Raw genomic sequence first — 26,711 nt, 5'->3', positions numbered from 1 at the left:
GGTCCTCGGTTCGCCGAGCCGCGATGAAGGAATCCACTACGCTTCCTGCGGTTCGCTTCTTGCGCTTGGCGAGTTCCTGATATCGGCGGATCACTTCGTCTGCCGCGCGAAGCGGAAGCGCGTCCCGATCCGAGCCGCGCGCTGGATGCGGTCCTGGGGGCTTGTTTGGTGCGTTGTCCATGGCACGACCTCGAGCTGACCAAGTCCTACCTACGCTGTGCACCCTCCTTTCTACCATGACGCCCGGGCATTCGCTACGATCACGGCGACCGCGACCGACTCCGGCCGTAAACTCCGATCTTCGTCCACGGAACCATGCCCAACATCTCAAGTTTGCGTTTCGAAACGAAGCCGCGTTCCTTCCTCCCTTCGCTAGCTCCCGGCCTCGCCGCCTCGCTCGTGCTCATTGCCTTTGCCTCGCCCGGGGCATCCCAGGAGGTTCCCGACGCGCTGACGGAGGCGGACTACGAACGGGCGGAAGGGCGGCTCGGGAACCACACGAACCCGCTCGTGCTCGGGGCTTCCGTCCTCCCCGTGTGGCTGGACGATGGACGGTTCTGGTATCGGAACCGGTTCGAGGGTGGCACCGAGTACGTCATCACCGATCCGGCCGCGGGGACGCGGGAGCGCGCCTTCGACCATGCGCGCATGGCCGCCGCGCTCACCGCGGCGAGCGGCGAGGAGCACACCGCCTTCGCGCTCCCATTGGGAGATCTCGCTCCGGAGGCCGTGACGGTCCGCTTCGAGGTCGAGGTAGAAGGGGAGACGTACTCCTGCGGGCTCGACCCCGACCGCTGCGGGGCGGTCACATCGCCCGACGCCACGCCGGCCGGTCGCTTCGACATCGTGTCGCCCGATGGGACGAAGGCGGCGTTCATTCGCGAACACAACCTGTGGCTGCGCGACCTGGCGACGGGCGAGACGACGCAGCTCACCGAGGACGGGGTCGAGGACTTCGGCTATGCGACGAACAACGCGGGCTGGGTGAAGAGCGACCGTCCCGTGCTCAAGTGGTCTCCCGACTCGCGCCGCATCGCGACCTTCCAGCACGACGCGCGCGGCGTGGGGATGATGTACATGGTCACGACCGAGGTCGGGCACCCCGAACTCGAGGCGTGGCGCTACCCGCTCCCGGAGGACTCCGTCATCTTCCGGATCCACCGGCTGGTGATCGATACGGAGGCGCCGGCGGGAAGCCGCGTCGTCCGCCTGGACATGCCCCCGGACCAGCACCGCTCGACCGTGTGCGACCACGTAGCGTGCCGCGGGGGCTTCTCCGACGTCGAGTGGAGCGCTGACGGCACACGTCTCGCCTTCGTGTCGAGTTCACGCGACCACAAGCGGGCTTTGGTCCGCATCGCCGACGCGGCCACGGGCGAAGTGCGCGACCTGTTCGAGGAGGTGGTCGAGACGTTCTTCGAGTCGCACGGCAACTGGCGCTACCTCTCCGCCTCCGACGAGATCCTCTGGTACTCGCAACGCGACGACTGGGGGCACCTCTACCTCTACGACGCCGACACCGGGGAACTGAAACGCCAGATGACCTCGGGCGCCTGGAACGTGGAACGCGTTCTCCGCGTCGACGAGGAGGCGGGGGACATCCTCTTCATGGGGAACGGGCGTGAGCCGGGCGATCCCTATTTCGCGTATCTCTACCGCGCGCCGCTGGCCGGGGGCGATGTCGCGCTGCTCACGCCGGACAGCGCGAACCACGCGGTGTGGCTGGCGCCCGACGGCGAGACGTTCGTCGACCAGTACTCCACGCCCGCGATCCCGCCCGTGACCGTCGTCCGGGACATGGACGGCGAACTTCTGCAGACGGTCGAACAGGCCGACATCTCGCGTCTGGAACGCAGCGGCTGGCAGCCGCCCATCCCCTTCACGGTGAAGGCGCGGGAAGGCGAGACCGATCTGTACGGACTGATGTTCCGTCCCTCGAACTTCGATCCGGACGCGACGTATCCCGTGATCAACTACCTGTATCCGGGGCCGCAGAGCGGGAGCGTGGGGAGCCGGAGCTTCCGTGCCGCGCACCGCGACCTGCAGTCGCTCGCCGAACTCGGGTTCGTCGTCATCGAACTCGACGCGATGGGCACGCCGAGGCGCTCGAAGACGTTCCAGGACGCCTACTACGGGAACATGGGCGACAACGGGCTCCCGGATCAGATCGCCGGCATCCGCCAACTCGCCGAGCGCCATCCGTGGATCGACATCGACCGGGTGGGGATCTACGGCCACTCCGGCGGCGGCTTCGCCTCCACGTCCGGGATCCTGCGCTACCCCGACTTCTACAAGGTCGCCGTCTCCCAGGCGGGGAACCACGACAACCGCAACTACGAGGACGACTGGGGCGAGAAGTACCAGGGGCTGCTCGAGACGTACGCCGACGGCGCCACGAGCTACGACAACCAGGCGAACCAGATCGTGGCGGAGAACCTCAGGGGCAGGCTCCTCATCGCGCACGGCACGATGGACACGAACGTCCCGCACTCGAACACGATGCTCGTCGTGGACGCCCTCATCGCCGCGAACAAGGACTTCGACCTGCTGCTCTTCCCGAACCGCGGCCACGGCTTCGGCAACGAGCCCTACATGATGCGCCGCCGCTGGGACTACTTCGTCCGCCACCTCCTCGGCGCCGAGCCGCCCCCCGAGTACGAGTTCGGCCGGCTCCAGCCGCTCGTGCCGTGATGTGCCGACACTCCGGTCCTCGGTTATCTGGCGATCAACTGCGGCGGGCCCGCTTCGTAGGAAGTGCCGTAGTATTTGGCCTGTTGAGAGGGGGTATGATGGTGCCCCGCCGATACCGCCAACGCGAGAGTACGAAATGATAATCAAGCCCGGCGAGTTCAACCGTAAACTCGCGACGATGCTGAAGTCGGCGACGCATGTAGACATAGCCACGGCTTGGACTACCGGCGGAGAGCACCTGAGGCTGCTGGAGAGTGCGGCTGGCCGGAACGTCAAGATCAGGGCGATCGTGGGAATATCGGGTAACGCAACCCACCCGGATGCCCTCGACGAACTGTTTGAGATCGGCCACCTAAGGATCGTCCGCGACGAGGGGCGACTCTTCCACCCGAAGGTCTATGTCTTCCACTACGGAGAGAGACGAGTTGCCGGCCGTGCATGGATCGGGAGCGCGAACTTCACAGACGGAGGATTCTGGCGCAACGAAGAAGTCATGCTTGAATTGGGGGGTGAGAAGGAATTTGAGGAGTTGGCAAGTTGGTTCGAAGATCGGTGGAACCAGTGTTCTACTCAGACCCCAGTGTCGGCAGAAATCAAGCGCTATCGCGAAAGATGGAAACGAAATCCGCCTCGCAGAGGTATCATGAGGCTGGCTTCAGGGGTGTCCACTCGCGTCGAACTCCTCAGGGAAAGCCAGCCGCCGAACTTCGAGGCTTATTTTGACGCTTTGAAGACCTGCGACCAAATGCTGGCAACGAGAGGATGGAGGGTCTTCAGCCGCAAGGGTTATGTGAGAGCGTTGACCGAGCGCCGCAAGCTGCTGTCGTGTCCTCCGCCTTGGCGTGAGCTCCCCCCGCATCGGTTAGAAGCTTTGAAGGGCAGTACGCGAGCCCGAGCGGGCGCTTGGTGGGGGCTGGGTGGACGCATGAGTCGAAACTGGTACGCAGTCGAGAAGCACGAGATGGCGATACGGGACATCCTCAAGAGAGTTCGAGACGCCAGTCCCGAGGATTTCCCAGCAATCGGCGTTTGGGGTCTCGACGAGATACGCGGCCTCGGTAAGGGTTTGCGTCGCGGCGGAACCGCGACATTACTCCTAATGTTAACGCGTCCAGATCGACTGCTCTCGGTGAATGGCGAGTCCACGCCAGGGGCCGAACAAGGCTCGGTAAGAGGACTAGCTACTCTATCGGGACTGGCACCAACGACGCTGAGGAAACCAGCCAAATACGGCAAGTTGCTGGAATGGCTCTACGACCAACCGTGGTATGCGGACGAAGAACCGGTCGCGGATGACCTCAAGGAGGCATGGGGCCTTAGGGCTGGGCTCTTAGACGCGTTCGTTTACGTAGGCACGGAGTAACCTCGCCAACTCGAGCAGCGATCCGATCTTACTCTTTGAACCCGCGGCCAGGGCTTCGGCAACGAGCCCTACATGATGCGCCGCCGCTGGGATTACTTCGTCCGCCACTTCCCCGGCGCCGAGCCGCCCCCGGAGTACGAGTTCGGCCGCCTCCAGCCCCTGGTCCCGAACCCCGGCCCAGCTGCCTGGTGTCGGAATTGAGCATCAGGCGAGAGTCGGCATCCGCTCCACGTCGATCCGGCTGGCATGCTTCATGGCCTGCGCAAGGTCGTAGGCCGATTGAAAGCGATACCAGGTCTCAGCCCCACCTCCAAACGCCTTGTCCAGGCGGATCGCCATTTTGGGAGAGATGCCCGAACGGCTGTTGACGAGTCACCGGGCAGGTGGGCAACGCGCCTCGCAGTGTACCCTCCCCGCGACCTCCAGTTGTTGGCGGAACTCGCGTTCGTCGTCGACCCCCGGGCCCGCGTCCCTCTCCCACGGTCCGCCACGCCTTCGGCGCGGCGACCGCTCTGCTCTCCCGCGAGGTGGCGAGAAAGGAGGAAACCACCACTCGCCGTCGCCATGATCGTCGCCCGCGTCCTCGACCCCCGCTCGAAGCTGGCCACCGCGCGCTCGCTTGGCGGGGAGACCATGAGCCACACGCTGGGCGGGGAGCTCGGCGTCGGGGACGCGGACGCGGACGAGCTGTACCGGGCCATGGACTGGCTGCTGAGGCGCCGGGACCGCATCGAGCGGCATCTGGCGGGGAGACGCCTGGCGGACGGCTCGCTGGTGCTGGCGACGTTGCACGTGTCCACGAGGTGGCAAAACGGGGTAAGTCCAGTCCTTCATGTTAGGTCCTCCTCGACTGCGTAGGCGCGGCCCTCCGAAGTTATAACGTAGGTCGAGTGGTGGCCCACGATCCGTTGTTCATGCAGGAACCCGCGGTGGACGAGCTGATCTACGTAATGCCGCGTGACGACGTGGTTTTGGTTGACCAAATGCGCGATCAACTTCGCGGTCAAGGGCCGATCATCACCTGACCATGCGACGCACGCAAGTATCTTCTCCTCGGTTTCGTGCAACCAGCCGTCTAAAGTGTCGTCGTCGATAGCGTCCTCCTCTTCCTCCGAATCCTCAGTGTTGTGGAGGTCGATCCGCCCAATCTCGTCGCGAAGACTCGCCCAAGTTCGACCCAAGCCCACGGAGACCTGCGACTCCGGTATCGGCGCCGTCGCCAGGGTGTTTACGGCTTTGAGGAGCCGTTCAACGTCTCGTTCGGTGAATTCCGTGCATTGAAACATCGCCAGCGGAGAGCCAGCTAAGTCGGTAGGTGATATGCCCAACAAAAGGGGACTGACGTAGGACGGCCCGCGAACCGCTCTCGCGACTGCGCCGGCCTCGAAGTTCACCCAGGGGCTGCGGATAGCGCTGGGCGTCAAGCAGACGATGCAGTATGATGTCCGCTGTAAGCGACCCCACAGTTCATCGCTCCACCGCGTGCCCTTCCGGATGTCCTCCGATGACACCCAAGGCCTGACGAACGGCAGAACCTCGGGTAGCCACTCTCGAAGGATCCGAGCGGCGGCATGACTGTCACGCCCCGCCCAGCTAACGAAGATGTCCATTGGATTCCAGAAGTTCTCGGTTGCGACGATTCGTCACACCCGAAAGACCTTCATGACTTCGTCGCCGAGGTGGTTGATCACCTTGACTGCGATGCGGCCGGATTCGGGCTTGGGGAACGGGCGGGAAACGTTGCTCCGCAGCGTGCTCCAGGCGTCCGGGTCGATCTCGGCCTTGAGCGTGGTCTTGAGCGCCTTGTAGGGATCGTTCGCGCCGAGGAAGTATGCGTGGCGTACGAAGAAGCTCTCCTCGTTGTAGTCCGTATCGATGAACCAGCAGGCGATGCCGTCGGTGTCGTCGGAGCGAAGCTCTCCGGTACCGGGGTGGAAGACATCGACGCCCTTGATCTCCACCTGAATCTGCTCGTCGTCCACGCTCTGAATGTCGATATCCGGCTCCCCGAAGATCACGAACAGGTTGCCCGCACCCGTGTTCTTGAGTTCATCGGCCATATGAAGGTCGGCGTTCATGCGGGCCTTGAGGATGGGCACGCGGCCGACTTTGACAAAATCCGCAGAGCGGGCGTCGTAGTTGAACGCGCAGGCGATCACGGAGTCGAAGCCGGCCTCCGCGGCCTCCTTCGCCGCCGCCACCAAGTCGGGACGTGACACCGTCCCGAACTCGGGCCCGATCAGGATGCCCGCCCGCCGGGCGCGACCCGCCTCCATGTACTGTCCCATCGCGCACACGTAATCCCCCGGCCACCCCGTCACTGACGTGAAGTCGATCCGATCCTCCTTGTGAGCCTGCTGGACGCCCGCCGTGCGCAGTTGGTCGAGAATCATGCTCGCGAAGTCCTGCCGGTCGCCGTAGTCGGAGGGCGGTCTCTCCGCCGCCCGGTCGAGTAGCTGATTCTCCGCGTCCACTCCGAGCACACGATGCGGCGACAGGCTCTCGACCGTGAATGGGCCGGCGACGCGCACGATCTTCTTGTCCTCGTAAGGTTTGTCGTACAGGTTCTCGAACGGCGCGTTCGCGGCGATGGACGCGTCGATTTCCTTCTGCCGGGCGATGCGAGCCTTCCACCACTCAGCGTGGACCTTGTGGGTCTCGGGATCCCAGGAGTCATTCGGGCGGCGGGGAATCTCCCATTCTTCCCACTCGGTGCCGACCAGGGCGTTCAGCTTCTCGCGAAGGGGTTCAAGTGTCTCCTGGTATTGTTCCCAGATGACGTCGATCTCGGCGTTGTTTGCGATCTGCTTCAAGGTGATGTGTGGAACCCGTTCGTAGACGAATCCCTGCCGGACGCGCCCGTAGGTGGGATGGTCGGACGGTGCCTTGCGCGTGATCTGGGCTTCCTTGCGCTGGCCCTCCGGGCTGTCGGCGAGGAGGTAGTAGGGGTAGCGGGCACCCATGACGCGGGCTCGTGCAAGGGCAAGGGCCACCCGGGAGGTGTCGATGGTGATCCAGCGTCGGCCCCACAGTTCCGAGACGTAAGCGGTGGTCCCGGATCCGCAGGTCGGATCGAGGACGAGGTCGCCGGGATCGGTGGTCATGAGGAGACAACGTTGGATGACCTTCGTAGCGGTTTGTACAACGTAAAGGCGCGGATCGCTGTACTGGCCTGTGACGGTGTCCACCCACGTCGAACCCAGCGGTTGTACGGGGTAGTCGTCAAAAAACCGTACGTACCTAATCGATGCTCGACTCTCATGCAGTCGATTGGCGCGATTCAGCCGTCGCATACCATCCGGCGAAGTAGTCCAGAAGCGACGACCTGGCTCAAACCGCCGTCCGTGAAACGGAACGGGAGTTTTGCCTTCGCTGTACTCGTGGCTGCTCGTGAGGTCGCCAACCGAGTACCGTCGATCGAATGGCACATCGTCCCCATTCGTGATCCTCCTTCGGACACCCGCATCGTCTTCCCAGTAACCATAGAACGACAGATCACTCTCGTAGCCCTTAGCTACCAACGGGGATCGGTACTTCAAGTCCTTACGGGACTTTGCATACCACACCAGGTAATCATAGTTGTTGGACAGGAATTCGGACGTTAGAGAGGTGGTTTTCTTGAACGAGATCAACGCCACATAATTGTCCTCCCCGAACACCTCGTCCATCAACGCCCTCACCCGGTGCACTGAGGTGGTCCCAGTTTTTTGGACAGGTCGTTAAGGTGGATTCCAGGAAGGAACGGGAGGCACCGAGATGGCCAGGAAGAGACGGCGGTTCACGCCGGAGTTCAAGGCGCGGGTAGCGCTGGAGGCGCTGCGCGAGCACGACAGCGTGCAGGCGATCGCCAGGCGGCACGAGCTTCATCCCAACCAGGTGAGCACGTGGAAGCGGCAGCTGCTCGAGGGGCTGCCGAAGGTGTTCGCCGGGGGTGCGGGGCGCAAGCTCGCCAAGGAGCACGAGGCGAAGGTCCGGGAGCTGCACGCCAAGATCGGGGAGCTCACGGTCGAGCGGGATTTTTTTCGGCGCGGGCTCAAGCGCTGAGCCGGTCGGAGCGGGGGCGGATGATCGAGCGGGACGGACCGCTGAGTCTTTCGAGGCAGTGCGCGCTGGTGGGCGTGAGCCGGTCGTCGCTGTACTACCGGCCGAGGGGGGAGAGCGCGGAGAACCTGGCGCTCATGCGGCGCATGGACGAGCTGCACATGGCGTACCCGTTCTACGGGAGCCGGCAGATGGTGCGGCATCTGCGTCGCGAGGGCGTTGCCGCGGGCCGGCACCGGATCCGGCGGCTCATGCGCCTGATGGGGGTGGAGGCGACGTACCGGCGGCCGCGCACGAGCGTGGCGGGTCCGGAGCACCGGGTCTTCCCCTATCTGCTGCGCGGCCTGGCGATCTCGCGGGCGGACCACGTGTGGTGCGCGGACATCACCTATGTCCCGGTGACGCAAGGGTTTTTCTACCTCGTGGCCGTGATGGACTGGGCGAGCCGGCACGTGCTCGCGTGGCGGCTGTCGAACACGATGGACGCGTCGTTCTGCGTTGAAGCCTTGGACCACGCTCTGGGCTGGAGGGCTCCGGAGATCCTGAACACGGATCAAGGCGCCCAGTTCACCAGCGAGGCGTTCGCCGACCGGGTGCTGGGCGCGGGCGTGGCGTTCTCGATGGACGGCCGGGGCCGCTTCCTCGACAACATCTTCATCGAGCGGCTGTGGCGGTCGCTGAAGTACGAGGCGGTGTACCTCCACGAGCTCCGGAACGGTCTGGACGCCGAACGCATCATCGGCTCGTGGATCGACTTCTACAACGAGGTGCGCCCGCATTCGTCCCTCGGCGGACGGACGCCGGGCGAGGCCTACCGCAACGGCACGGGGGCGGTGTGAACGGCGGATCTCGGCGTGCGCCGACGGTCGCCTTCGCAAAGCAGCAGCGGGGCGCGGGAGAAGCCTGGGATCTCCCCATGCCGCGCACCTCGTTCCGCCCGCGGCCAAGCCCCCGTCGCCGACCGGGTTCCCCTCCCGCCGGCCGGGGTTCATTTTGGAACCTGTCCCTCCCCTGCCGGGGGAGGACCCATGGGTGGAGCATCCACCCCGAGAGAACACACGGAGAAGGCTCCCGAGGGCTCTCACAACCACTCGGAATCCACCTTAACTTTGCCCTCGGACTGTCCAACGAAGTAAGACCACCTCACACGTTCTCGTCGCCGATCTGCACGAAGATGGACCCGCTCTGGGACAGGAGGTCGCGGACGGCCGTGAGGCGGTCCCGAAGGTGCGCCAGGTAGGAGTGAATGCCGTCGCGCCAGGTGTCGCGGAACGCTTTGACCTGCTCCGGCTCGCGTGTCATGTGGTTGCGGCTGCCGTCCCTGACGTCACGGCTGGTGGTGGACCACTGGAAGTTGGAGTTGAACTTGATTCCGTACGGTGGGTCCAAGTATATGCACTGGACTTTCCCGCGCAGATCCTCCCGCTCGGCGAGCGAAGCCATCACCTGGAGGCTGTCTCCCAGGATCATCCGGTTGGACCAGTTGGCGTCGTGCTCGTAGAACTCCGTCTCGGTCGCTTCCTCGGGCAGACCGTTGAAGTCGGCGAAAAGATCGATGACTTCGTCGGGCGGGGCGGCCGCCTTGGAGTGCCGGGCCAGATCGTCGATGAGAACCTTGGGTTGGACCTTCTCCTGGATTATTCCCAGGGCCGTCGCCGCGGGCCGGCCCTCGCGTCCGGGTCGGAGCCGCCCGCTTGGATTAAGGCCTCGCCCGCGATGGCGACGGGATCTCCCGTGGCGACGCGGACGACGTGGCTGAACCGGTTCTCAATCACGGCATCGAGGTCCGCTTCGAGTTCGAGCACCTCCCTGAACTCCGCGAAGGCCCAGCGTCCGTAGCGGGCGTGACGGTTGACGCCGGGGACCCAGTAGTGAGGTGGTCCCAGTTTTTTGGACAGGTCGTTAAGGTGGATTCCAGGACGGAACGGGAGGCACCGAGATGGCTGGGAAGAGACGGCGGTTCACGCCGGAGTTCAAGGCGCGGGTGGCGCTGGAGGCGCTGCGCGAGCACGACAGCGTGCAGGCGATCGCGAGGCGGCACGAGCTTCATCCGAACCAGGTGAGCACATGGAAGCGGCAGCTGCTCGAGGGGCTGCCGGAGGTGTTCGCCGGGGGCGCGGGCCGCAAGCTCGCCAAGGAGCACGAGGCGAAGGTCCGGGAGCTGCACGCCAAGATCGGGGAGCTCACGGTCGAGCGGGATTTTTTTCGGCGCGGGCTCAAGCGCTGAGCCGGGCGGAGCGGGGGCGGATGATCGAGCGGGACGGACCGCTGAGTCTTTCGAGGCAGTGCGCGCTGGTGGGCGTGAGCCGGTCGTCGCTGTACTACCGGCCGAGGGGGGAGAGCGCGGAGAACCTGGCGCTCATGCGTCGCATTGACGAGCTGCACATGGCGTATCCGTTCTACGGAAGCCGGCAGCTGGTGCGGCATCTGCGTCGCGAGGGCGTTGCCGCGGGCCGGCACCGGATCCGGCGGCTCATGCGCCTGATGGGGGTGGAGGCAACCTACCGGCGGCCGCGCACTAGCGTGGCGGGTCCGGAGCACCGGGTCTTCCCCTATCTGCTGCGCGGCCTCACGATCTCGCGGGCGGACCACGTGTGGTGCGCGGACATCACCTATGTTCCGGTGACGCAAGGCTTTTTCTACCTCGTGGCCGTGATGGACTGGGCGACCCGGCACGTGCTCGCGTGGCGGCTGTCGAACACGATGGACGCGTCGTTCTGCGTCGAAGCCCTGGACCACGCGCTGGGCTGGAGGGCTCCGGAGATCCTGAACACGGATCAAGGCGCCCAGTTCACCAGCGAGGCGTTCGCCGACCGGGTGCTGGGCGCGGGCGTGGCATTCTCGATGGACGGCCGGGGCCGCTTCCTCGACAACATCTTCATCGAGCGGCTGTGGCGGTCGCTGAAGTACGAGGCGGTGTACCTTCACGAACTCCGCGACGGGCTGGACGCCGAACGGATCATCGGCTCGTGGTTCGACTTCTACAACGAGGTGCGTCCGCATTCGTCCCTCGGCGGACGGACGCCGGGCGAGGCCTACCGCAACGGCACGGGGGCGGTGTGAACGGCGGATCTCGGCGTGCGCCGACGGTCGCCTTCGCAAAGCAGCAGCGGGGCGCGGGAGAAGCCTGGGATCTCCCCATGCCGCGCACCTCGTTCCGCCCGCGGCCAAGCCCCCGTCGCCGACCGGGTTCCCCTCCCGCCGGCCGGGGTTCATTTTGGAACCTGTCCCTCCCCTGCCGGGGGAGGACCCATGGGTGGAGCATCCACCCCGAGAGAACACACGGAGAAGGCTCCCGAGGGCTCTCACAACCACTCGGAATCCACCTTAACTTTGCCCTCGGACTGTCCAACGAAGTAAGACCACCTCAGTAGTTCTCCATCGTCACCTTCTTGTCCTTCGCGTCTTCCTTTCGGAAACCCTTGATCTCGACGACGAGGCGTAGCGGATCGTTCGCGCCCCGTCCATCGTCGATCAACACGATGAAATCGGGTATGTAGGTTCGGTGCTCCGACTTGTGACGGTACGGCACCTCGAGTCCAAGGTTGTGGTTCTTCACGTAGGAGAGAACCTGCGAATGCGCCTCTACTACCCGGCAGAACTCTCCCTCCCACGAGCTGTCGAGGATGGCCCAGTTGACATGGCAGCGGCGCGGGTCCGTCTCGTGGCGGTGCGTCTTCGTCGTCTCGAAGCGGACGTGTGCGGTGGAGCCCTCCGGATTGTAGGGGTCGAGCAGGGCTCTCACATGCCGCCCTCCCTCCGATCGCAGAATCGCTGCCGTGATGCGGTCGCACGCGATGTCCGCGAGTTCGCGGTACAGAAGCTGGCCGGGATGCGTTCCGCCCTTGCATACGAGGCACGAATCGAGCCACCGCCGTGAGATCTGCTTGACCTGCCCGAACAGGTGAAGCGGGGGAGCCGCCCAAGCATCCCGCCATTTCGTGTAGAGAAGGTGCTTCGTGAGGTGATAGTTGACGGTGTTCAAACGCCCGTTGAGGTGTTCAATGGTGAGGTCGACGCCCTCGCCCACGATTCCTTCGTTCTTCGTGAGCGACGGTCCCACGAGGTCTGGCGTCAGCTCGAGGCGGGAGTCCTCGTTGAAGTTCGCTGTCAGCCGCTCCTCCGGTAGTTCCACCCGGTATCCGATGACGCGCGGGAAGCGGATCTCAAGCTTGTCGCGCTCCGGCCGCATCGCGCGCACCGTGATCGTCTCCTTGGGCGGCGTCGGGCGCACGACGACGGGCTTGGCGGTGAAGTCGAACGGGATCCCGAGCACGTCGGCGTACTCAACGTCGAACCGGCCATCCTCGTTCAAATCGTAGGATTGTCGGCGTAGCGCGCGACCCACCGCCTGCTCGCACAAGAGCTGGGTGCCGAACGCCCGCACCCCGAGCACGTGCGTCACCGTGTTCGCGTCCCAGCCCTCCGTCAGCATCGAGACGGAGACGACGCAGCGGATCGAACCACCGAGCCGGTCGCGTTTCCCGACGGTGTTCATCACCTCGCGGAGTAGATCCTGGTCCGTGATGTTCTCGCCCGCGTGCCGATCGCCCGTGCGGGCGATCCTCTCGCGCCGAAAGCGGTCGATCTCGGCGGCCGCCATCTTGCGGAACTTCCGATCGAGGGCGTCCCCGGATTCGAGCTGGCGGCTGTCGATGAGGAGGGTGCGGGGCCGCGGAATCCGCTCGTGGTTTTCGTCAAAGTTCCGGAACAGGGCCAGCCGTCCGTTTTCCACACCCCGTCCGCCATTCTCCGCCGCGCGCTCGAAACCGGAGACATAGTCGTAGACGAGCTTCGACGTGGAGGTGTTGTTGCACACGATGATGAAGCACGGCGGCACGCTGATGCCCGCCTTCTCCCATTCCTCGAACGTTCTCGCGTAATGTCCGTAGAGGGCATCGAGCGCCGACTTCAGATCGAGCGGAAGACTCAGCGGATCCAGCGTCCCGGCCTTGCCTCGGCCCTTCTTCGGCATCTTGGGACGAATGTGCTTCCACAGGTTGCGGAACCGGGGCATCTCGGCGCCGGGGATGTTGTCCGCCACCGGAACCCGGGGCAGCTTCACGATCCCGCACTCGATCGCATCCATGAGCGAGAAGTCGCTCATCGTCCACGGAAACAGGGTACCCTCGGCGTAGCCGGACCCGCGCAGGAAGAACGGTGTGGCCGAGAGGTCGATCACCCGGTTGATGCCGAGCTTCCTCTGCACGGATTCGAGGCCGGAGATCCAGAGCCGCGCCGCCTCCGCGTTCTCCTTGGCCTCCTTTCGGTCGTCGCCCTTGAGCGATCCCTCGTCGTCCTCGCCAGGGTTCTCCCGGTAGCAATGGTGCGCCTCGTCGTTCAGCACCATGATCCGCTTCATGCCTATGAGTTCGGGCATGACCCGCCGCAGCATCTGGCCGGTGCTCTCCGTGGTGTCCGGCGCGGGGCCTCGCCCCTGGAGTAGGGCCCGGCTGCCCTTGGCGAGCTTCACGCGCTCGCGGTGCTTGAAGGCGTGGTAGTTGCTGATGACGATCCTCGCCTGCCCCAGGTCGGGCAGCATGTCCCCGGGGACCAGCTCGCGATCCTTGTAGTAGCTGTCGGGATCGTTCGGCTGAAGCACCCGTAGCCGGTCCCGAATCGTGATACCCGGCGTCACGACGAGGAAGCCCTTCGTGAACCGCTGGCTCCGGGGCCGGCGCACCGCGTTGATCGTCTGCCACGCGATGAGCATGGCCATGACGGTGGTCTTGCCGGTGCCCGTCGCCATCTTGAGCGCCAGCCGCGAGAGACCGGGGTTGGCACCCTCGCTCACATCCTCCATGTGCTTCAGCAGATCTCGGCCGGCCTTCGAGTGGGTCGCGACCTCCGTGAGCCAGATGGCGGTCTCCACCGCTTCGACCTGGCAGAAGAAGGGCCGGATGCTGGAGAACCGGTGCGACCGCCAGTGCTTGAGGAGGCGCGCCGTCTCGGGGGTCACGCGCCACTTCGCGGAATCCGGGATGAGGCGCCACTCGTCCACCCGCTCGCGCACGCGGTTGATGATCGCGGCCAGGTATTGCTGCTCCTCCGTCGAGAGCCCCTTGCCCTCGTCGAGCACCATCCCGACCTGTTCGACCTTCGGACCCTTCTTCGCCTTTCGCTGCTTCGGCTTGGGAATCGGCGAGATGAACGAAGCGGGCCGCCGGTATCCGAGTATCTTGTGCGTGGGCTGTCCGGCCGCGTCCAACTCCCAGTGCTGCGAGGGGTATTCGTACGGCGAGTTAAGGATCGGCCGCTCGAAGAACCGCTCTACCGAGGAGGCGTCGTCCGCCCCGGCATCGTCGTCTCTTCTCCGGTCGCTCCCGTTCTTCGAGTCGGTCACCCGATTTTCCTCGGTCCGCCGTTCGTCATCCGTGGTTTCGCCGAATACCTCGTAAACTAACTCCGATCAGTCGCGGTGGCGGACGAAGGTTCGCACTCCGCACCCGCGCACTGCAACATCTTCCCCCGAAGCCGCGCCCGCCCCTTCATCGCCACCCGGCAGCTTTGACCGAGAGCCGAACGAGTTCCTGCCACCCGAGGGATCCAGACTGCAGTCCGTCTCGAATCGACAGCATGCGGATCCACGTCCACGGTTTTCCTGATCCGCAGGCGAATGTGCTGCTCCGTAGTGATACCTTGTTCATCAACGTCGTGCTGCCGCGCCGACCCGTGACGGTTCAAACACCACGCGGCGTTCGCTAACCGGAGGAGACCCGAGACCATGGACAGGGAACTGGCAACCAAGTGCTTTGAGGCTCTCGTCGAGGAGACTCGCAGACGGATCAGATCTGACGCCGTTCGGCTTGAGGAAGTTGAATGTCCCGCTAGGGTGCCCGCACGAGGTTTCAGCCTGTGTTCCGAAGACAGGGAGATCGCAGTCTGCTTCCATCGGGATGGAGACAGTTCACAACCCCACCTGGTCGGCCCGTTTCTCTTGATCTACGTCGGCACGCCCGACGCTCCTCTCACGCCCTCGGACTATCGTGCCCTTCATTTTTGGGACGCGCGTGAGGGCGAGCGGTGGACCACCGACCTTGCTCGCACCGGCTATATCGACCGATTCAATACCTTGCCTTCGGGAGATGTCGTGCACCATACCTTCACCAACGCCGAACTAGCCGATGAACTCCTCAGAGTATAACGGCTGGTCGATCATCTAGCCGACGCGACAGGGACTCCGGCATCCAGATGATCTGGCCGGCAACGGCAACGGCCACGGTCCGCGGGAAGCGGATCGAATTCGCGCACGGCCGACGTCTTCAATGCTCCCAAGGATGTGACCGTGCAGGACTTTCTCGCGTCATCCGCATGACGGACAGGCCTCCGGCTTCGGAGAAAACCGGGCTCCTGACTCCTGGAGGGCATCGATGAGACGCTTTGCCGCGCTGTTCATGGCCGTGACGGCAACGATGGCCTGTGCAGTACAACCCCTTATCATGACACGTCCGGCAAGTGTGCAAGCTGGTGGGCTCGACTGCGTTCGCGTGACGGTGCAGCGTCTCGGATACATGATCACCGCCGGTGATCGTTCACTCGGGTTCGTGAGAGCGGAACGCATGCGTACGCGCGAAGCGTTCCCGACTGGTCATCTGATCACCGATGTGCTGGTCGTGAACTACATCAGCACGGGTACAGTGGACGACAGCTTGGACAACGTGATCCAGGTGAAGGTCGCGAAGGTCGGGGAGCATCGAGACAGCGCGCCAGCCCGTGAAACGATCTCCGACGCCGAGCACTTGCTGGACCAATGCGGGAAGCTCTGAACCACAGGGCCCCTGATGCGTGAACGAGAGTGGCCGAGCCCGCCATTGAGGGTCGCTGCCACCTTGGCCATCCTGCTGGCCGCTACGGTGCAAGGAACGGTCGCCGCTCAAACACGCAACTCCGTCCCCACGGGCACCCTTCGTCCCGATCTTGATGGGGACGCCTACCTGGACGACACCGCACGCCGACTCGTGCTCGGGCTGAAGGCCGCCCGCGACACCGCGCGCCTGACCATCGACACCTACACGGCGCTGATCCGCGAGCGGCTGGGTTTCGAGTGGCCCTCACCGCGGCGCAATCGGCCCTGGGTACACGGCGAACGCACGGCCCGCGTGCGGTGTCACGTGACGAGCCCGCCGTCGTGCATGTTCGCGCGGCACGGTTCCGGGTTGCACTCGTCGATCCCGAAGATTCGGAGTTCTTCACCGGGCTGCGGACGGAACGATTCGCGGCCGACCCGCTGGGCGACCCCTTCACGTTCGGCTTCACGGTCTTCGCGCCGTCCACGGAGGCCGAGATCACCACTCGCAGCCCACTGGGGCCGGTTTCCGAGCGCTACTACCAGTTCCGTTCCGGGGACACGATCGCCGTTCGGTTGAGCAACGGGAGCACCCTGCGGGCGGTCGCCGTCACGGTGATCCCTCGCTACTCCAGCATCCGCCTCGTCTCCGCGATCATGTGGATCGACGCGGAGTCTTTCGGGCTCGCGCGCGTCGCCTACCGACTGGCCAAACCGGTCGACCGTGAGATGACCTGGCGGCTCCAGAGCGGCGGGCGCTGGAGTCCGGGACTGCATATCGACATCAGTCCCCCTGATCCCGCCGACAGGGCACCCGCACCCGATTCAACTCCCGATCGGCCCGGCTTCTTCGACCGGCTCGTCAACGGAGCGTTCAACAGCGTGTTTCCACGCCTTCGGCTGGACATCTCGACGGTGGTCGCGGAGTACGAACTCTGGGAGATGCGCCACTGGTTGCCCCGCAGCGTGACATGGAGGGGGGACATGAGCGCGATGGAGGGTGTCACCGCCGCCGGCCTCGCGCCTCTCGCCGTTCCGGCGATGATCGACTGGACCCTTGAAATCGAGGACATCCGTGAACGCGGCGCGGAGGCCACTGCGGGGACGCCGGCCACGGCCGCAGCGGCGCTTCGGCTCTGGCGCCAGGAAGGGGACATCATCAGCGGGGCGCTGGCGGAGGCGGAACCCGGCGAGACGGTCACGATCACGCCTGCGGACCGGCAGGCCCTGGTCGCGAGCGACCTGCTGCCCCCGACCGTGTGGGAGGAGGAGGGCGGAGTCGACGACGCTATCATCGAGCGGATCGCGGCGGAACTCGCGGGTATCGGTACGGGCGAAGGAGGCGACCGGGCCGAGGCCCCGAGCCCCTGGCTCTTCGACGCCCCCGGCAAGACGCTGAGGCTGCTGCGCTACAATCCCGTGGAACGCGTGTCCCTGGGAACCCGCCTGCAACGTGACCTTGGATGGGGGCGCGCCGCGTTGACGGCGAGGGTCGGGACTGCGCGCGTGGCGCCGGACATCGACCTTACCCTGCAGCGCAACCATCCCGGTCACACGATGCTCGTCTCCTTCTACCGGTCGTTGCGGGACGGCGAGCCGGGCGAAGGCGGCAGCACGCCCGGCATCTACGTGACCGGGGACACAGAGGACTTCCATTGGTCGCACGGCGCCGCGGTTCGATTCCTGCCACCCCTCGGCGAAAGGAGTTGGCTCTCTCTCCGCCTGTTCGCCGAGCAGGACGCCGCCATCCCGAGCGACGCCAAACGGAACCGGGCCGGGGCCGCCGTCGCATGGGCGCCCTGGTGGGGCACCCTGAAGCCTGGATCGTTCGGCGGGGGCGGTCGAGCGAGCGTCCGTGCATCGGCGGGAGACAATCCCCACGTGCGGGCCGTGGTCGAGGGAACGCTGGTGATCCCCCTGTTTTCCCGGCTGTTCCTCGGGCTGCAGGCCGGAACGGCCCGGGTCTGGGGGGATCCGGCCCCGCACGACCTGTGGCGCATCGGTGCGAGCGGGCGCTGGCTCCGGGGCCACGCGGAATCGGTCCGGGGGGCGCGAGTCCACATGGCCAGAATCGATCTGCAGCGACCGATCCGCTTCCTCCGCCTCTCCGTGTTCGGCGACTGGGCGTCCGCCGGAGGCGAGGACTTCTACGCCGTGGGCGCGGGACTCGTCTTCATGGACGGCATCCTGCGGGTGGATGTGGCCCGGGGCCTGGGGTCGAACGGAAGGGACGGCGCCGATCCCGTCCTGAAGCTGCACTTCCGCGGGGACGCCTGGTTCTAGAGGCCGGTCATCAGCCTTCACTCGGGATCTCGATTCTGCTCAGGTTCGCGCGGTCGGATGTTCTACTATATATTTAGTTGATAGCGGTAGCCGGTTACATCGCAGCGCTTGTCGCCACGATGCCCGCACGGCCCGTAGGCAACCCGCGACGGCAGCGGAGCGCCACGGACATCCGATGGCATGATACCCGATCCGCAGGAGGGTGAGACCGTGACTCGGCCGACGTTTCGGAGGGGACGATGGACTCGCCTTGGGGTCCTGAGCAGCTTCCTGAGTCTGATGTGGGGCATGCCAGCCAAGGCACTGAACGGGCAGGTTGAGTCCTGGAGTCTGGTCGATGAGATGCGATTGTCGGGATCGGACTCGTTGCCGTTCGGCAGGATTCTCTCGGTGGCCATCGGACCGGACCGATCCGTGTTCGTCACGGGGACAGGCGACGTGGCAGTCCACCTCTTGGGACCAGATGGAGATTACAGAGGAACAGTCGGCCGGGAGGGTGACGGGCCCGGTGAATTCAGGACAACACCATCGATCGGCATCCGGAACGACACCCTATGGGCGATAGACAGCGCACAGCGGCTCGTACACTACTTCCACCTGGCAGGGCGTATCGTCGGTGCAAGGCGCGTTCCCGACGCCTCATCGGCGCGGGATCTGGGGATGATGCCGATCGCGCTCCTGGATGGTGAACGGTTCCTGTTGCTGGAATCGGCGGGGAGCACCCAAGTGGCCGAAGCGGAACCCGAGGGGCGGTTCGAGCGAGAGCTCGCGCTGCTCTTGGCGGAGACCGGCGGGGTCGTCGACGTTGTCGCACTGGATGCCTCAACCCTGTGGCTCCAATTCGAGCTGCCCGGCGGGATCGTCGCCGCGACGCCGCAACCGTGGTCAACGATTGACCTGTTGGCGGTCTCACCGAACGGTGATGGGTTCGTCGTCGTCAGGGGTCGTGGGACGGAGCGCCGGGCAGGGCGCTACCTGCTCCAGTGGTTCGATACGGATGGCAGGACAAAGGGTGCCAGATCGGTTGAGTTTGTCGCGGCCGACCTGCGGAAGAGCGAAATCAAGTCGTTTCTTGATGGAGTGAGCGAAGGATTCGCCGCAAGGTCCAGGGGAGATGCAGAGTCCGTGAGAAGAACGATTGCGGACGCCTTGTACACGCCCGAGTACCTTCCAGGCGTCAGATCCGACGCCCGCAACTGGTCGGGCGGAGGGGTCCTGATGGCTGCAGACGGAACGACGTGGGTCGCGCAGCAGGACTCTGATGGAATGAGATGGCGAGTCTTCGATCCAATGACGCAGGAACTGGCCAAGGTGGGTGCGCCGGAAGACTTGAGCTTACGCTACGTTGGCAGGGAATACGTGTGGGGTGTTCGAGAAGGCGAGTTCGGGACACCCGGTCTCTACCGATACCGCATCTCGCGATGGTAAGCCCTGACCGGTCGCAGACTCTCCTTCTTTCACGAGTGTGAGCGTTCCCGCGGGAACGTCGTTCAGCCGGCCATCACTCCAGGCCGAGTCGCTTGGCGAGTTCGTCGACATCGATGACTTCGCCCTCACCATGTTCAACGGAGGCGATGGACTCGCGAAGGTGCCGGGCGTTCGCCGGGGAGCGGAGAACGTAGGCCGTCTCCATCCATGACGTGAGTTCGTCGGCCGCGACCAGGGCGACCGGTTCCTTGCCGCGCCGACGTATCAGAATCGGCTCGCAATCGTCGACGACCTCGTCCATCAACGCCGCGAGGTTACGGCGTGCCTTGGAATAGCTGATCTCCCTCATCTGGTCCGACCTCATCATTTCATGGTGGCATCCGCAGCATTCAAGGGAAGACTACGGGAGTGTCGGGCGCCGTGCCCGCCCGGTTCCTCCTGTGCTGCTAGGAAAGCGCCAGGAACGCTGCTTCCTCATCGGCCCCGAAGGCGAGGATCTCGGTTCGGTTGGATCGCAGCAATGCCTCGATGTCCACCGTGGAGCAGTTGCCCCGGCGAATCCAGATGACCTTTGGAGGCGGACCCCGCAGGAAGCTCACCTGGTGGAAGTCCGAGTCCTTCGAGAGAATCGTGAGACCTCGGTCCCGGGCGTAAGCCCAGATCGCGGCGTCGGTCGCTCGGGCCAAACCGACATCGCGAACGTGGACGGACCCGGGAAACACGTCCGAGAGGGCGGCGACGAGACGCGGAGAGATGTTCTCGTCGAAGAGGAGCTTCACCCGGGCGGGATCGACACGAAACTGCGCTCACGCGCCGCCGCGAACGCCAGCGCTGCCCGGATGTCTTCGGGTTCCAAGTCCGGAAAATCCGCCAGGATCTCCGCTTCCGTCATCCCGGAGGCCAGGTATTCAAGAACATCGTGCACCGTGATCCGGAGTCCCCGAATGCACGGCTTCCCGCCTCTCTTGCCCGGTTCGAGCGTGATGCGATCCAAGGGGTCCATGCCCCAAGAATACCCGGAGGACGGATGGGAGGTCAAACTTCGACGATGGCCGCTTCCTCACGTGAAGACTACGGGGGCATTGTGCGTCGTGCTCACGCGACCCCTCCCGCCGGGCGAGTTCCGGGACAATCTTGAAAGACACGTACGCACAGGAGCGAGTGAGGGCCGGGGATCGGGGCGCGCGGAATACGGAGGAGTCCATGAACGCACGGCGACGGCCAGACGACCCGGCAAGCGCGCTTCATGTGAGGAACGTCGCCTTCCGGCCGTTGGCGTTCGTGGGGTTGGCTGCGGCGTTCGCGCTCGTGGCTTGCGTCGGCGATGACGGGGGCTCCGACTGGCTGCCGCCGCCGAGCGATGAGTGGACGTACTACGGGGGGCAGAACTCCTTCAACCGGTATTCCCCCTCACGCAGATCGACCGCGAGAACGTCGATGCGGTGCAGATCCTGTGGCGGCGGCCGGCCGTCGACGCGGCGCTGACGGCCGAGTTCCCGGACCTGAACGTCAACAGCTACCTGCGCGGGACGCCCGTCCTCGTCGACGGGACGCTGTACGCGCCCAATGCCATCGGTCTCGTGGAGGCCTTCGATCCCGGGACGGGCGAGACGCGCTGGATCCAGCGGCCGGAGTCGGAGGAGGACGCGCGCGGACGGAGCTTCCGCGGCGTCGTCTACTGGGGCGGCTCCGGCCCGGGCGGCGGGGACGGTGGCGCCGATGGCGGAGACGGTGAATCCGCCGGGCGGATCATCTCGGTGCGCGGGCCCTCGATGTACGCGCTCGATGCGCGGACCGGGGAACCCATCGCGTCGTTCGGAGACGGAGGACGGGTGGACCTGCAGCTTCCGGCCGGGGGGCGGTTCGGCTGGAGTTCCGGGCCCGATCGTGGTCGGGGACGTCATCGTCGTGGCGGGGACCGTGGACGGGGCGGGGGACGGGGGGACGGAGTGGCGGGGGAGCGTTCGGGAGGACGTGCGCGGGTTCGACGCCAGGACCGGCCGGCTCGTCTGGACCTTCCACGTGATTCCGGAAGAGGGGGAGTTCGGGGCGGACACCTGGGGCGACGGGTCGCTCGCGGAATCCGGCGACCTCGGCTCGTGGTGCTGTCTCAGCGCGGACGATGATCTCGGCTACGTCTACGTGCCGCTCTCGGCGCCGACCTCCGCCTACTACGGGGGACACCGGCCCGGCGACAACCTGTTCTCGAACAGTCTGGTGGCGCTGGACGCGGCGACGGGCGAGCGCGTGTGGCACTACCAGATGGTGCACCACGACATCTGGGAGTACGACACGGTGGGTCCGCCCGTGCTGGGCCGGATCCACGTAGACGGGCGCCCGATCGACGCGGTGATGCAGGCGAGCAAGACGGCTTTCCTCTACACCTTCGACCGCCGGACGGGGGAGCCGGTGTGGCCGATCGAGGAGATGGAGGTGCCGCAGTCGACCGTGCCCGGTGAGGCCACCTCGCCGACGCAGCCGATTCCGGCCCGGCCGCCCGCGTTCGACCGCCAGGGAGTCACGCCGGAAGACCTCATCGATTTCACGCCGGAGATCCGCGAGCGGGCGCTCGCGCTGGCGGACTCGCTGGTCATGGGGCCGCTGTTCACGCCTCCGGTCCAGAAGGGGACGATGGACGGGAAGATCGGGACCTACGTCATCCCGGGCGCGTGGGGGGCGGGGAACTGGAACACCGGCGCCTTCGACCCCGAGTCGGGCGTCTACTACGCGGTGTCCCATACGCTGCCGAACGTCTGGAGTCTGTCCGAGATCTCGGAACCCGATGAGATGGAGTACGGGACGCAGGGAGGGTGGCCGAGGGCCGAGATCGAGGGCCTGCCGCTGGTGAAGCCTCCGTGGGGGCGGATCACGGCGATCGACATGAACCGGGGCGAGCACCTCTGGATGGCGGCCAACGGTGACGGTCCCAACGACCATCCGCTCTTGGAGGGTCTGGATCTTCCCCCGCTCGGGAACGCGAACCGGCCGGCGCCGCTCGTCACGGGGTCGCTGCTCTTCATCGGTGAAGGGAGCGACGCCGTGATCGGGACGCCGGGCACGCACTGGGGGACGACCTTCCGCGCCTACGACAAGGCGACGGGCGAGGTGGTGTGGGAGACGGAACTCCCGTCGGGGACGACGGGCGGGCCCATGACGTACCTGCACGAGGGGAAGCAGTACATCGTGGTCGCGGTCGGGGGCAGCGAGCATCCCGCCGAGTACGTCGCGCTGGGTCTGCCGTGAGCCGAGTCGTGGGCCGCGCCGGGGTGTGCGTGCCGTGACCGGCCTGTGGTCGCGGGCGGCGGCGGTGGCGGCGCAGACGCCGGCCTCGCGCAACCGCTACGTGGACTTCCTGCGCGCCCTCTCGATCGGGGCCGTGGTGCTCGGCCACTGGATACAGGCGGCGCCGTATACGGGCGGTGCGGAAATCACGCTCTCGAACGCGCTCGAGTACCAGCCGTGGACGCGCTGGCTCACGTGGGTCTTTCAGGTGATGCCGGTCTTCTTCCTCGTCGGCGGCTACTCGAACGGCGTGTCGTGGCAGTCGGCCAGCCAGAAAGGGAAGAGTTACGCGGAGTGGCTGGAGGCGCGGCTCCGGCGCCTGCTCGGTCCGGTGCTCGCGCTGCTCGCTGTGTGGGTGCTGCTCGGCGCCGGCATGGGACTGGGCGGTGTCGACGCGGGGCTCGTGGGCGGGCTGTCGCGGATGGCGCTGATCCCGACGTGGTTCCTCGCCGTCTACATCATGGTCGTGCTCGTCGTGCCTCTGACGTACGCGGCCTGGCGGCGCTTTGGGCTGTGGTCGTTCTGGGCGCTCGTCGCCGCGGCGATCATCGATGACGTCCTCTTCCTGGCCGCCGACCTCACCGTTGTGGGCTGGGCCAACTACGCCTTCATCTGGGTCGCCGTCCATCAACTGGGCTACGCGTGGCGCGACGGGTACACGGCGGGCCTGCGCAGGGGTGCGGCGTGGGCCGCCCTCGGAGGCGCGGCGCTGGTGGCGATGGTGACGCTCGGCCCGTATCCGGTCAGCATGGTGAGCGTCCCCGGCGACGAGATCAGCAACTCGCTGCCGCCGAAGCTGCCCATGTTGGCGCTGGCGCTCGTGCACACCGGACTCCTGCTCTCGATCGAGGGTCCGATGCGGCGCTGGCTCGACCGGGCCGTGCCGTGGACGGCGACCGTGCTCGTCAACGGGATGATCATGACGATCTTCCTGTGGCACCTCACGGCGGCGACGCTGGTCATCGGGGTCGCGTTGCTGCTGGGGGACGTGGGTCTCGGCGTCGACCCCGCCACCGGAGGCTGGTGGACCGTCCGGCCGCTGTGGCTCGCCGTGTACGCGCTGGCACTGATCCCGTGCGTGCTCGCCTTCGGGCGCCTGGAGCGCAGCGGGAGCGCGGGACGGTCCCGTCCGGGCTGGCTCCTCGCGGGCGGCGCGGTCGTGGCGTGCGCCGGGCTGGCGCTACTCGCCCTCGGCGGCATCGCGGCGGAGGGCGCCGGGCCGCTCGGCCTCAGACTGTGGGTGCTGGCGCTCCCCTTCGCCGGGGCGGCGCTGGCCGGCGTGAACCCGCTGGCGGGCGCCCGCGCCGGTTGATCGCCGATCATTCCTTGGAGGTAACGATGCGTAAGAGAAGGCTCCCGCTCTTGATCTGCGGTTTGCTTGCCGCACCCCAGGTTGTCCCGGCGCAGACGTTGCCGCCGGCAGCGGGCGCGGCGGCACTTCCGGCCTCGGGCTTCGCGGCTTCGATCGCCCTCGTCGGCGAGGACGTTCTCGTGTCGCGCACCGGCGCCGAACTCCGGCTCGCCACCTACCCCGAGCCGGGCGGTGTGTACGTCTACCGCCGCGACGAAGCGGGGGACTGGAGCATCGCGAACGTCCTGAGGCCGATGGTCAGCGAAGTGGGTGACCAGTTCGGGGCCAGCATCGCCTGGTCCGGCGACTGGTTGGTCATCGGGGCGCCTGGCGCGATCGGCATGCAGGGCGCAGCCCACTTCTTCCAACGTTATTCCGACTCCTGGGTCGAGCGAAGCAGGTTCTTCATCGCGGAGGGACAACGTGCGGGTGCTGGAAGCGCGATCGCGATCGCCGGCGAAACCGTCTTTATCGGCGCTCCCGGCGGACTGGGCGACCTGACGCGCTTCGGTCAGCCCGCGCCGCCGCAGCCCGGCGGCGTCCATATCTCTTCGACGGTGCGGGCCGAAGCGCGGCTGTTTCGGGGCGTGTCGACAGCTCCTGAAGCGGAAGGTTCCGACAGATTCGGTGCCGCTCTGGCCGCCGCCGAGGGCAGGCTGTTCGTGGGGGCCCCCGGTACGAACGAAAACCGGGGCGCCGTCCATCTCTACGAAGAGGCGGGCGACGACTGGCGGCATACCGGACCCTTCACGTTGGACGACGGCCTCCCGGGCGATCGGCTGGGTGCCTCGCTCGCGTTCGACGGGACGACGCTCTTCGTGGGCGCGTCTGGTCGCGCCGGCGGTGGCGCGGTGGCCGTGTTCGACCCCGATGGCACGTCGTCCCCGGCCCGAGTTCTGACCCCCCCGGCGGGATCGGAGGCCGCGGGCTTCGGGGCCGCGCTAACCGTGGCCGACGGGACACTGTGGGTCGGTGCGCCTCGCACGGCCTCGGCCGCCGGAGCCGCCTACGCCTTCGATGCCGCGTCGTTTCAACTCGTCCAGACCTTCGACGAGCCGCCCTTCGGTCCGGGCGCGTCGTTCGGCTCCAGCCTTGCCGTGGCTGGCGACCTCGCCGTCATCGGGGCGGGACAGGCGGACCTCCGGCTCGGTGCGGCCGCGGTGTTCGAGCGTTCCTCCCCGGCCGCCGACTGGGAGATGTCGTCCACGCTGCGCGATCCGGAGCGACCGAGCATGACCGCCGTGTCGGGCGAGACCGTGAGTTGCGAGGAGGGAACCGCCCTCGACTACGCCTGCACGGACGTGGATCTCGTGGCCTTCCTACCGCTCGCCGAACTCGGCGCCGGCCCCACGTCGATCGCGAACGACATCTGGGGCTGGACCGACCCGCAGACGGGACGCGAATACGTCCTCCTCGGGAAGTCCAACGGCACCTCCTTCGTCGACATCACCGACCCCAACGCGCCGGTCTACGTGGGCGAACTCCCGCTCACCCAGGGGGGCGTGGAGAACCTGTGGCGCGACATCAAGACCTACGCCGACCACGCCTTCATCGTGGCGGACAACGCCGACGCGCACGGCGTCCAGATCTTCGACCTCACGCAGCTCAGGGACGTTCGCGATCCCCCGGCGATATTCGAGGAGACGGCGGTCTACGACGGCGTGTTCAGCTCGCACAACATCGTGATCAACGAGGAGACGGGATTTGCGCACGCCGTCGGGAGCAGCGGCGGCGGCGAGGCGTGCGGCGGCGGGCTCCACATGATCGACATCCGCGATCCCGGGAATCCCCGCTTCGCCGGCTGCTTCGCCGACCCGAACATCGGCGGCACCCTGGGCGCCGGATACACGCACGACGCCCAGTGCGTGATCTACGAGGGACCCGACGAGGAATACGTCGGACGGGAGATCTGCTTCCACGCCTCCATCGACGCGCTCGGGATCTCCGACATCACCGACAAGGAGAATCCCGTCGCGCTGGCGAACGCCGGCTACCCCGGCGCGGTGGCCGCCCACCAGGGGTGGCTCACGGAGGACCACCGCTACTTCTTCCTCGGCGACGAACTGGACGAGGAGTCGGGCACGGTTCCGAACACGCGGACGCTCGTGTGGGACGTGGTGGAACTCGACGATCCGGTGCTGGCGACGGAGTACTTTGCGGAGACGCGCTCGATCGACCACAACCAGTACGTGCGCGGCGACTTCCTCTACCAGTCGAACCTGCTGGGCGGACTTCGCATCCTCGACGTCGGCGACCCGGAGAATCCCGTCGAGGTGGCCTTCTTCGACACCGTCCCCACGGACGATGACGCGACCGCCTTCGGCGGTACCTGGAGCAACTACCCGTACTTCGAGAGCGGCGTGATCGCGATCTCGAGCTGGAACGAGGGCCTCTTCCTGCTCAGAAAGCGGGAGCGCGTCCTCGTCCCCTAGCGAAACTTCAGGGGGAACGGCAGACGGGGGGGCGACCCTTCGGTCGCGCCCCCC

At 66.1% G+C, this 26,711-nt stretch carries 17 protein-coding genes and 3 pseudogenes; 12 read left to right on the top strand and 8 right to left on the bottom strand.

From position 1 onward, the window contains the following. The first annotated feature begins 333 nt into the window (after window positions 1–333). The 3 genes from ACOQPP_RS09640 to ACOQPP_RS09630 all read left to right on the top strand — a co-directional run bounded on the left by ACOQPP_RS09640 (window position 334) and on the right by ACOQPP_RS09630 (window position 4,912). On the top strand, window positions 334–2,691 hold the full coding sequence (locus tag ACOQPP_RS09640; RefSeq protein ID WP_420636401.1) for a DPP IV N-terminal domain-containing protein: 2,358 nt from the start codon (window positions 334–336) through the stop codon (window positions 2,689–2,691). Window positions 2,692–2,827: 136 nt separating this feature from the next. Beyond that, window positions 2,828–4,054, top strand: coding sequence for a phospholipase D-like domain-containing protein (locus ACOQPP_RS09635; RefSeq protein ID WP_420636400.1), 1,227 nt, complete (start codon window positions 2,828–2,830; stop codon window positions 4,052–4,054). Window positions 4,055–4,618: 564 nt separating this feature from the next. Further along, entirely contained in the window at window positions 4,619–4,912 is a 294-nt protein-coding gene (locus ACOQPP_RS09630) for a hypothetical protein (protein WP_420636399.1), read from the top strand. Here the strand turns inward: ACOQPP_RS09630 and ACOQPP_RS09625 are convergent. Further along, window positions 4,885–5,664: a toll/interleukin-1 receptor domain-containing protein gene (locus ACOQPP_RS09625; RefSeq protein WP_420636398.1), complete on the bottom strand. Its 780-nt coding sequence runs from the start codon at window positions 5,662–5,664 to the stop codon at window positions 4,885–4,887. The genes ACOQPP_RS09630 and ACOQPP_RS09625 overlap by 28 nt on opposite strands. Before the next feature lie 33 nt (window positions 5,665–5,697). Then, window positions 5,698–7,755 (bottom strand): annotated as a pseudogene (locus ACOQPP_RS09620) (DNA methyltransferase); the annotation flags it as partial. 55 nt (window positions 7,756–7,810) lie between these two features. On the opposite strand from ACOQPP_RS09620, the gene ACOQPP_RS09615 reads away from it, so the two are divergent. After that, window positions 7,811–8,934, top strand: a protein-coding gene (locus tag ACOQPP_RS09615) for an IS3 family transposase (protein WP_420636397.1) whose coding sequence is annotated in 2 segments (ribosomal slippage) — window positions 7,811–8,087 and window positions 8,087–8,934 — 1,125 coding nt in all. Because the reading frame shifts where the segments join, the coding sequence is not laid out codon by codon here. Between the two features lie 307 nt (window positions 8,935–9,241). On the opposite strand, the pseudogene ACOQPP_RS09610 reads toward ACOQPP_RS09615, so the two are convergent. Together ACOQPP_RS09610 and ACOQPP_RS09605 are read right to left on the bottom strand one after the other, a co-directional pair. Then, a pseudogene (locus tag ACOQPP_RS09610) lies at window positions 9,242–9,733 on the bottom strand (DNA methyltransferase); the annotation flags it as partial. Beyond that, window positions 9,733–9,900, bottom strand: coding sequence for a hypothetical protein (locus ACOQPP_RS09605; protein WP_420636396.1), 168 nt, complete (start codon window positions 9,898–9,900; stop codon window positions 9,733–9,735). The gene ACOQPP_RS09605 and the pseudogene ACOQPP_RS09610, both read right to left, overlap by 1 nt. A gap of 134 nt (window positions 9,901–10,034) precedes the next feature. Here ACOQPP_RS09605 and ACOQPP_RS09600 point away from each other — a divergent pair. Continuing rightward, a protein-coding gene (locus ACOQPP_RS09600; protein WP_420635870.1) for an IS3 family transposase occupies window positions 10,035–11,158 on the top strand; the annotation gives its coding sequence in 2 pieces (ribosomal slippage) (window positions 10,035–10,311 and window positions 10,311–11,158; 1,125 coding nt in all). A gap of 307 nt (window positions 11,159–11,465) precedes the next feature. On the opposite strand, the pseudogene ACOQPP_RS09595 reads toward ACOQPP_RS09600, so the two are convergent. Next, window positions 11,466–14,345, bottom strand: a pseudogene (locus ACOQPP_RS09595) (BPTD_3080 family restriction endonuclease); the annotation flags it as partial. 1,120 nt (window positions 14,346–15,465) lie between these two features. Between ACOQPP_RS09595 and ACOQPP_RS09590 the strand changes: the two are divergent. From ACOQPP_RS09590 to ACOQPP_RS09580, 3 genes are all read left to right on the top strand, one after another. Next, window positions 15,466–15,861 (top strand): hypothetical protein, encoded by a 396-nt coding sequence (locus tag ACOQPP_RS09590; protein ID WP_420636395.1) that lies wholly within the window; start codon window positions 15,466–15,468, stop codon window positions 15,859–15,861. Window positions 15,862–16,223: 362 nt separating this feature from the next. Further along, window positions 16,224–18,164, top strand: a complete 1,941-nt coding sequence (locus tag ACOQPP_RS09585) for a hypothetical protein (protein ID WP_420636394.1) — start codon at window positions 16,224–16,226, stop codon at window positions 18,162–18,164. Window positions 18,165–18,452: 288 nt separating this feature from the next. Then, window positions 18,453–19,592, top strand: a complete 1,140-nt coding sequence (locus ACOQPP_RS09580; RefSeq protein ID WP_420636393.1) for a 6-bladed beta-propeller — start codon at window positions 18,453–18,455, stop codon at window positions 19,590–19,592. A 73-nt stretch (window positions 19,593–19,665) separates the two neighbouring features. On the opposite strand, the gene ACOQPP_RS09575 is transcribed toward ACOQPP_RS09580, so the two are convergent. The 3 genes from ACOQPP_RS09575 to ACOQPP_RS09565 form a co-directional block, all read right to left on the bottom strand. Next, window positions 19,666–19,959: a type II toxin-antitoxin system Phd/YefM family antitoxin gene (locus tag ACOQPP_RS09575; protein ID WP_420636392.1), complete on the bottom strand. Its 294-nt coding sequence runs from the start codon at window positions 19,957–19,959 to the stop codon at window positions 19,666–19,668. Window positions 19,960–20,038: 79 nt separating this feature from the next. Continuing rightward, window positions 20,039–20,371 (bottom strand): DUF5615 family PIN-like protein, encoded by a 333-nt coding sequence (locus ACOQPP_RS09570; protein WP_419165369.1) that lies wholly within the window; start codon window positions 20,369–20,371, stop codon window positions 20,039–20,041. After that, entirely contained in the window at window positions 20,368–20,595 is a 228-nt protein-coding gene (locus ACOQPP_RS09565; protein WP_419165368.1) for a DUF433 domain-containing protein, read from the bottom strand. The genes ACOQPP_RS09570 and ACOQPP_RS09565 overlap by 4 nt, the downstream gene beginning before the upstream one ends. Window positions 20,596–20,956: 361 nt before the next feature. Between ACOQPP_RS09565 and ACOQPP_RS09560 the strand changes: the two genes are divergently transcribed. The 4 genes from ACOQPP_RS09560 to ACOQPP_RS09545 are packed head-to-tail and all read left to right on the top strand — an operon-like array spanning window position 20,957 to window position 26,657. Further along, window positions 20,957–21,718, top strand: coding sequence for a hypothetical protein (locus ACOQPP_RS09560; RefSeq protein ID WP_420636391.1), 762 nt, complete (start codon window positions 20,957–20,959; stop codon window positions 21,716–21,718). Further along, complete coding sequence (locus ACOQPP_RS09555; protein WP_420636390.1) at window positions 21,615–22,835, top strand: PQQ-binding-like beta-propeller repeat protein; 1,221 nt, start codon at window positions 21,615–21,617, stop codon at window positions 22,833–22,835. The genes ACOQPP_RS09560 and ACOQPP_RS09555 overlap by 104 nt, the downstream gene beginning before the upstream one ends. Window positions 22,836–22,869: 34 nt before the next feature. After that, the gene (locus ACOQPP_RS09550) at window positions 22,870–24,186 is read left to right on the top strand and encodes an acyltransferase family protein (protein WP_420636389.1); all 1,317 of its coding nucleotides are present in this window, start codon (window positions 22,870–22,872) and stop codon (window positions 24,184–24,186) included. Window positions 24,187–24,212: 26 nt separating this feature from the next. Then, entirely contained in the window at window positions 24,213–26,657 is a 2,445-nt protein-coding gene (locus tag ACOQPP_RS09545; protein ID WP_420636388.1) for a choice-of-anchor B family protein, read from the top strand. The last annotated feature ends 54 nt before the right edge of the window (window positions 26,658–26,711 follow it).

Source organism: Candidatus Palauibacter sp. (assembly GCF_965222475.1).
GTDB lineage: Bacteria > Gemmatimonadota > Gemmatimonadetes > Palauibacterales > Palauibacteraceae > Palauibacter.
Note: the sequence above shows the minus strand (reverse complement) of the source record. Positions and strands in the feature narration are given on the sequence as shown.

What these genes read in the sequence shown, in the direction of transcription:
- ACOQPP_RS09635 (WP_420636400.1), top strand. Translation starts at nt 2,828, where the DNA reads ATGATAATCAAGCCCGGCGAGTTCAACCGTAAACTCGCGACGATGCTG.
- ACOQPP_RS09630 (WP_420636399.1), top strand. Translation starts at nt 4,619, where the DNA reads ATGATCGTCGCCCGCGTCCTCGACCCCCGCTCGAAGCTGGCCACCGCG.
- ACOQPP_RS09625 (WP_420636398.1), bottom strand. Translation starts at nt 5,664, where the DNA reads ATGGACATCTTCGTTAGCTGGGCGGGGCGTGACAGTCATGCCGCCGCT.
- ACOQPP_RS09590 (WP_420636395.1), top strand. Translation starts at nt 15,466, where the DNA reads ATGAGACGCTTTGCCGCGCTGTTCATGGCCGTGACGGCAACGATGGCC.
- ACOQPP_RS09580 (WP_420636393.1), top strand. Translation starts at nt 18,453, where the DNA reads ATGCCAGCCAAGGCACTGAACGGGCAGGTTGAGTCCTGGAGTCTGGTC.
- ACOQPP_RS09575 (WP_420636392.1), bottom strand. Translation starts at nt 19,959, where the DNA reads ATGATGAGGTCGGACCAGATGAGGGAGATCAGCTATTCCAAGGCACGC.
- ACOQPP_RS09565 (WP_419165368.1), bottom strand. Translation starts at nt 20,595, where the DNA reads ATGGACCCCTTGGATCGCATCACGCTCGAACCGGGCAAGAGAGGCGGG.
- ACOQPP_RS09545 (WP_420636388.1), top strand. Translation starts at nt 24,213, where the DNA reads ATGCGTAAGAGAAGGCTCCCGCTCTTGATCTGCGGTTTGCTTGCCGCA.